We start from the raw sequence: 6,290 nt of genomic DNA on the forward strand, positions 1-6,290 counted from the left end.
TCAGCTGGGCAAGGGTTCCGTTTGCGATAATCTTCCCCTCATGGAGAATGGCTATGTGATCGGCTAACTGCTCTGCTTCTTCCAGATACTGGGTGGTCAGGAATACTGTTTTGCCTTTTTCTGAAAGCTGTTTAATCTCTTTCCACACGCTGAGCCTGGCTTCGGGGTCAAGACCTGTCGTAGGTTCATCGAGAAATACGATCCGGGGGTCTCCGATGAGACTCATGGAAATGTCTAACCGGCGGCGCATTCCGCCAGAGTAAGTGCTGACACGACGGCTGCCAGCCTCAGTCAATTCAAAATGCGATAGCAGATTATCCGCGGTTTTATCAGGATTTCTGAGATGGCGGAGTCTGGCGATTAAAATAAGGTTTTCCCTTCCGGTAAGGACTTCGTCAACAGCAGCAAACTGACCGGTCAGGCTGATACATTCTTTTACCTGTTGGCTCTTCTTTTTTACGTCAAATCCGCAGATTGTGGCGCTTCCGCTGTCCGCACGGAGCAGGGTTGCGAGAATTTTAACAACGGTGGTCTTCCCAGCACCGTTAGATCCTAAGAGAGCAAAAACCGATCCCTGTTCCACGGTAAAGTCCACACCTTTTAGAACCTCCAGTGTCCCAAAGCTTTTTTTCAGATTCTCTACTTCAATAATATTTGTTTTCATTGATGTTCCTCCTTTTGATAAGAAAACAGTGTAAAAAAAGCCGATAACCCATGAGATATTTCTCAAGGTTATCGGCTCTGCGTCACAGCGTCTGGCTCTTTGATTACGGTTATTTTATTATTTTGAACATTGATGATTGTTTCCTGCCTGCATTTGGGACAGTAGAGAGGAAAATTCTGCAGGGTGGTATCCTCCCGCAGCATGGTCCGTGTTTTATTCTGACAGACCGGACAGAAAAGCCAATGCCGGCTTTGCGATTTTTCCATGGTGCTGCCTCCTGATATGATTTCTGTTTTGCTTATGGATTTACCTTTTATTAACGTTACGGTTCAGGCGTTTACGGAAATGGTCTGTCCAAAGTTTGTTTCCCTGCATCAGTTCATCACAAAAAGATGCCACATCCTCGCCGGTTACTTCCAGAACGTGTCTGTCATGAGCCGCTCCATCCTCAAACAGATCAATCAGGTCATACTGTGTTTTTAACATATCAAAGCCGCTTCCGCTTGAAAAACTCCACATATAGTTCTGAATCTTATAATATACAAAACGATAGTCTTCCGGCAATGCATCAACCCTTGCCATCTGGTCACGGTACTCTTTTTTGTCCCCAATTATTTTTTTGATGATATTCATACTTCTTTTACCCCCCTGTGAAAGTGTTCCAGGATCTCCTGATTTAAACGTTCCCGCGGGCTGACGGTGTCTTGGGCATTTGCGTGGATCAGCTCATCACAGAAGGATGCCACGTCATTGCCAACCACATCGCGAATGAGTTTCCCCTCGGCTACACTTACTTCGAACAACTCCAACAGATCCGTGAGCATCTCCAGATGATAGCCAAAGTTGTAAAAATAATGCAGGATTTTTTTGAATGTATATCGATAGTCCTTCGGCAGGGCGTTTACGCGTTTGGTAAATTGCCTCCAGGCACGCTTCTCGTTGAGATCGCCTATGATCAGCTCCATAAAAGATTTTTTCATATTCACTGCTCCTCTCTTAATTGATTGAGTTTCGAAGAAACAAAGTCCCATTTATTCCAAAACTTTCGCAGCTCTTCCCTCCCGTTGTCGTTTAGGGTGAAGAACTTTCTTGGTGGTCCCATGTCAGATGGTTTTTTTGTTATTTCAACTAATTTGTTTTTTTCCAGCCGTATTAATATGGTATACACCGTACCTTCCACTACATCTGTAAAGCCCAGTGCATTCAGGTGCCTGGTAATTTCGTAGCCATAAGTTTCCCTGCGGCTGATAATTTCCAGCACACAACCTTCCAGCACACCCTTTAGTATTTCTGTTAAATTTTCCAATTGGTACGCTCCTTCCTACTTGGTATGACTTGTATGCAGTAATACTTAGTACTTCTATATCGTAACACTTAGTAGTGAAGGTGTCAAGGGGAATTTTTTCCAAACAAAAAGAGCATATGACAGTTCATATACTCTCTTGCTTCTCTATTTACCAACGCCTCATTAAAGTGCGGTTCCTTTTTTCGGTATAAAAAGATGGGACATATCCACGCCTTCATGTTCCAGCAGTTTTATTTTTAACGGGATACCGCCTGCATAACCGGTCAGGCTGCCCTTTGTTCCAACCACCCGATGACAGGGGATGATGATAGAAATTGGGTTGTGACCCACAGCACCGCCCACTGCCTGGCTGGACATCCTGTCTCTGCCCATTTTCTCAGCCACTTTACTGGCAATGGAGCCATAAGTAACTACTTCCCCATATGGAATTTCACATAAGATTTCCCAGACATCCTGTCTGAACTTCCCCCCCGCCGGGCGCAAAGGCAGCTTGGAAATCTCCGGCTTCTCTCCAGCAAAATACCCGTTTAACCATTCTCTTACATTTTGAAATACCGGGAGATCATCTTTCTTTATCATTTCCTTTGAAACGGAACCCAAATAATATTTTTGCCCTTCGATCCACAGTCCTGTAATATTTTCTCCATCACAGGCAATAGTCAGCATACCCAATGGCGATTGCACTTTTGTAAAATAATACATTTCACACTCCTCCTGATGTATTTAGAGATTGCCAGGTTACATAGCCCGCTATGCGTTCTTCATTGGGGATAAATCTCCCATATAAATGGAACGCACATGTGACAGAACGCAGTTTCAAACACGTTCTGGTGCTGCAGCCGACCAGTAATGATAGTGACAGCCCGGATGCAACTCTAGTATTGTAATTTTAACACATGTTCACGAAAAAATATATCCCGTTTTCCTGTTCCAAAGGAGGTTTACAATATCTTTTAATTTCTTTCAAGAGAACGTACTAAGTTAACCATTTCAATGGCTCCCTGGGCACATTCAAATCCTTTATTTCCGGCTTTGCTTCCGGCCCTTTCGATTGCCTGTTCTATATTGTCTGTTGTTAATACGCCAAACATTACCGGAATACCGCTTGAAATACCTGCCTGAGCTACTCCCTTTGAGACTTCGCTGCACACATAGTCATAGTGGCTGGTACTTCCGCGAATCACTGCGCCCAGGCATATAACAGCGTCATACTTTTTGCTATGCGCCATTTTAGAGGCAATCAGAGGTATTTCAAATGCCCCCGGAACCCATGCGACTTCAATTTGATCCTCTTTTACATTTTCACGTTTCAGGCAGTCAATGGCACCCGACAATAATTTCGATGTTATAAACTCATTAAACCGTGCGGTAACAATTCCTACCCTTATATTTTCTGCTGCTAAATTTCCTTCATAGATTCTCATTTTTTCTCCTCCTCTGGATGTTGTTATAATTTGCTTTCTGATAAGTTTAATAAATGTCCCATACGGGTTTGTTTTGTTTTTAAGTAAAGCCGATCGTAAGGTGTTGCTTCGATTTCAATTGGTATGCGTTTTGTGATTTCTATCCCATAATCTTCTAATTGGTACACCTTATCCGGATTGTTTGTCAGCAGACGAAGGGATTGAATGCCTAAATCCCGCAGAATCTGTGCTCCCATGTAGTACTCCCGCAGATCCCCCTGAAATCCTAATGCAAGATTAGCGTCTAAGGTATCCATGCCGCCATCCTGCAAATGGTAAGCTTTCAGTTTATTAACCAATCCGATTCCCCGTCCTTCCTGACGCATGTACAACAGTACCCCTTTTCCATGATCTGCAATCATTTTCATGGCGGCATCAAGCTGCTGCCCGCAGTCGCATCTTAAGGAACCGAATACATCCCCTGTGAGACATTCAGAATGGACTCTGCACAGAACGTCTCTTTCCTTGGCAATATTCCCCATGACTAAGGCAATGTGATGCTCATGATTCAATTTATTGATATAACAATGTGCCATAAAATTACCATATCGGGTTGGCATTTTGGTAATGGATACGCACTCTGTCAATTTTTCATTGATTTTCCGGTATTCCTGTAAATCTTTTATAGTGATGCAGGGAATCTGGTACTGTTTTGAAAATTCCAGCAGGTCATGGGCGCGCATCATACTCCCGTCTTCATTCATAATTTCACAGCATAAGCCGCATTCTTTTAATCCCGCCAGCCGCATCAGATCTACGGTTGCTTCCGTATGTCCGTTTCTTTCCAACACCCCGTTATCCTTTGCAATCAGAGGGAACATATGGCCCGGCCGTCGGAAATCAGTTGCCAGAACGTCATCTGTGACACTCATGCGTGCCGTCATTCCTCTTTCTGCGGCTGAGATGCCTGTTGTGGTGTCTTTGTAATCAATCGAAACGGTAAATGCTGTTTCATGATTGTCATTATTTGTTTCAGCCATAGGGGGCAGGCACAGTTTATCCCCCAGTTGCCGGCTCATGGGCATACAGATTAATCCCTTTGCAAAGCTTGCCATAAAGTTTACATTTTCCGTGGTTGCATATTCTGCAGCACAGATTAAATCTCCTTCATTTTCTCTGTCCCAATCGTCCATAACCAGTATTATTTTACCGGCCTGCAGTGTACTTAACGCTTCCTTTACAGAATCAAATTTCATTTTCTTTCCTCCTGTGAGCGGGTTTTAAACAGTATTTAGCTCTAATATCCATATTTTTCAAGCAGTTCCCTGGTTAAATCTGAGGAATTTTCTTTTCCTCCCAGGATGAATTTTTCAATATATTTTCCTATGTAATCATTTTCCAGGTTCACGGTATCATGTAACCCTTTCGATGCCAGTGCCGTATGTTCCATGGTGTGGGGAATAACGGATACACAGAAACACGCGCTGTCTGTCTTTGCCACGGTCAGGCTGATGCCGTCCATTGCAATAGAACCTTTTTCAACGATATACCTCATGATTTTGGAAGTTGTTTTGACGGTATACCACTCGGCAGATGCGTCCCTTTCCATTTTGATGATAGTTCCTGTTCCGTCAATATGTCCGGTAACAAAATGTCCTCCAAACCGCCCATTCACGGACAGGGCTCTTTCCAGATTCACAATGCTTCCGTGCCGTAAGTGTGACAGAGCAGTGCGCGCTATGGTCTCGTGCATCACATCCGCCGTAAATGTAGATGCCGTAAAGCCTGTTGCCGTGAGACAGATTCCATTGACGGCAATACTGTCTCCTGTTTTAATATCCTGTAAAATTTTGTTTGCATGAACCGTCAGCCGAATGGAATTTCCATTTCGCAAAATGGCTGAAATCCTCCCGGTTTCCTCTATGATTCCTGTAAACATGGGTAGACCACCTCACTTTCCATCAAAAAGTCATCGCCAACCGGTAAAAACCGGGTGTCCGTAAGCTGAAATGCCTCATCCGGCAGCGCAACGCCCATACCTCCCACAGGAGATACGGCAAGGCTTCCTCCAAAAATTTTCGGTGCAATATATGCCTGGATACCGTCCACAATCCCCTGGTGCAATGCGCTCCAATTTAAAATGCTGCCCCCTTCCAACAGTACACTGTCCAGATTCATTTCCCCAAGGATTTCCATAAGTTCACTGAGATTCACGTGCCCCTCCTTCCTGCTGGTTTCTATAATGCGGCATCCTTTACTTTGATATTGCATTTTTTTATTTTCCTCGATACAGCAGGTTGCGATTATGGTTTCTGCCGAATGGGCAGATGCTGATTGGACGATTCGGGAATCCAGCGGTGTACGCAAATGGGTATCACAGATAATCCGGACAGGATTTACAGCATTTTCAAGGCGGCAGGTTAAGAGCGGGTCATCCTGGATGATCGTATTAACCCCTGCCATAATGGCGGAATATTGCTGTCTGGTTTCCTGCACCAGATACCTTGCTTTTTCTCCGGTTATCCATTTCGACTGTTTTGTATAAGTGGCAATTTTGCCGTCCATGGTCATGGCGTACTTCATCATTACATAGGGTTTCCCGGTTGTAATGAACTTTGCAAATGTACGAATGAGCGCTTTGCAGTCCTGTTCCAGTACACCCGTTTCTACACGGATGTTGTTTCTTTGTAAAATGGCAGCCCCTTTCCCCGACATTTGAGGATTGGGGTCAAGTGTACCGATTACCACTCTTGTAATACCACTGTTGATAATGGCTTCTGTACAAGGCGGCGTTTTTCCGTAATGACAGCAGGGCTCCAGGGTCACATACATTTCTGCCCCCAAAGCTTCCGCACGACAGTTTTTTAAAGCATTTCGCTCAGCATGCAGACCGCCGTACCGCTCATGGTATCCCCGG

Annotated in this window: 10 protein-coding genes; all 10 read right to left on the minus strand. The window is 44.4% G+C overall.

Annotated elements, in window-relative coordinates; translation table 11 throughout:
• Positions 1–664: ABC transporter ATP-binding protein (locus ACH2DQ_RS12095; RefSeq protein WP_395026880.1), on the minus strand; the 664-nt coding region annotated here is incomplete at its 3' end.
• Positions 665–732: 68 nt separating this feature from the next.
• Positions 733–930: a cysteine-rich KTR domain-containing protein gene (locus tag ACH2DQ_RS12100; RefSeq protein WP_394911810.1), complete on the minus strand. Its 198-nt coding sequence runs from the start codon at positions 928–930 to the stop codon at positions 733–735.
• A gap of 40 nt (positions 931–970) precedes the next feature.
• On the minus strand, positions 971–1,297 hold the full coding sequence (locus ACH2DQ_RS12105) for a DUF1048 domain-containing protein (RefSeq protein ID WP_394911809.1): 327 nt from the start codon (positions 1,295–1,297) through the stop codon (positions 971–973).
• The gene (locus ACH2DQ_RS12110; RefSeq protein WP_394911808.1) at positions 1,294–1,644 is read right to left on the minus strand and encodes a DUF1048 domain-containing protein; all 351 of its coding nucleotides are present in this window, start codon (positions 1,642–1,644) and stop codon (positions 1,294–1,296) included. Before ACH2DQ_RS12110 ends, ACH2DQ_RS12105 begins: the two co-directional genes overlap by 4 nt.
• A 2-nt stretch (positions 1,645–1,646) precedes the next feature.
• Positions 1,647–1,970, minus strand: coding sequence for a PadR family transcriptional regulator (locus tag ACH2DQ_RS12115; protein ID WP_394911807.1), 324 nt, complete (start codon positions 1,968–1,970; stop codon positions 1,647–1,649).
• Between the two features lie 162 nt (positions 1,971–2,132).
• Complete coding sequence (locus ACH2DQ_RS12120) at positions 2,133–2,672, minus strand: methylated-DNA--[protein]-cysteine S-methyltransferase (RefSeq protein ID WP_394911806.1); 540 nt, start codon at positions 2,670–2,672, stop codon at positions 2,133–2,135.
• A 251-nt stretch (positions 2,673–2,923) separates the two neighbouring features.
• Positions 2,924–3,394: a 6,7-dimethyl-8-ribityllumazine synthase gene (gene ribE / locus ACH2DQ_RS12125; protein WP_394911805.1), complete on the minus strand. Its 471-nt coding sequence runs from the start codon at positions 3,392–3,394 to the stop codon at positions 2,924–2,926.
• A 23-nt stretch (positions 3,395–3,417) separates the two neighbouring features.
• Positions 3,418–4,629 (minus strand): bifunctional 3,4-dihydroxy-2-butanone-4-phosphate synthase/GTP cyclohydrolase II, encoded by a 1,212-nt coding sequence (locus tag ACH2DQ_RS12130; RefSeq protein ID WP_394911804.1) that lies wholly within the window; start codon positions 4,627–4,629, stop codon positions 3,418–3,420.
• Between the two features lie 41 nt (positions 4,630–4,670).
• Entirely contained in the window at positions 4,671–5,312 is a 642-nt protein-coding gene (locus ACH2DQ_RS12135; protein ID WP_394911803.1) for a riboflavin synthase, read from the minus strand.
• Positions 5,294–6,290, minus strand: a 997-nt coding sequence (ribD, locus tag ACH2DQ_RS12140; RefSeq protein ID WP_395026884.1) for a bifunctional diaminohydroxyphosphoribosylaminopyrimidine deaminase/5-amino-6-(5-phosphoribosylamino)uracil reductase RibD, incomplete at its 5' end; no start/stop codon positions are given. The genes ribD and ACH2DQ_RS12135, both read right to left, overlap by 19 nt.

The sequence above is a fragment of the Robinsoniella sp. genome, from assembly GCF_034124845.1.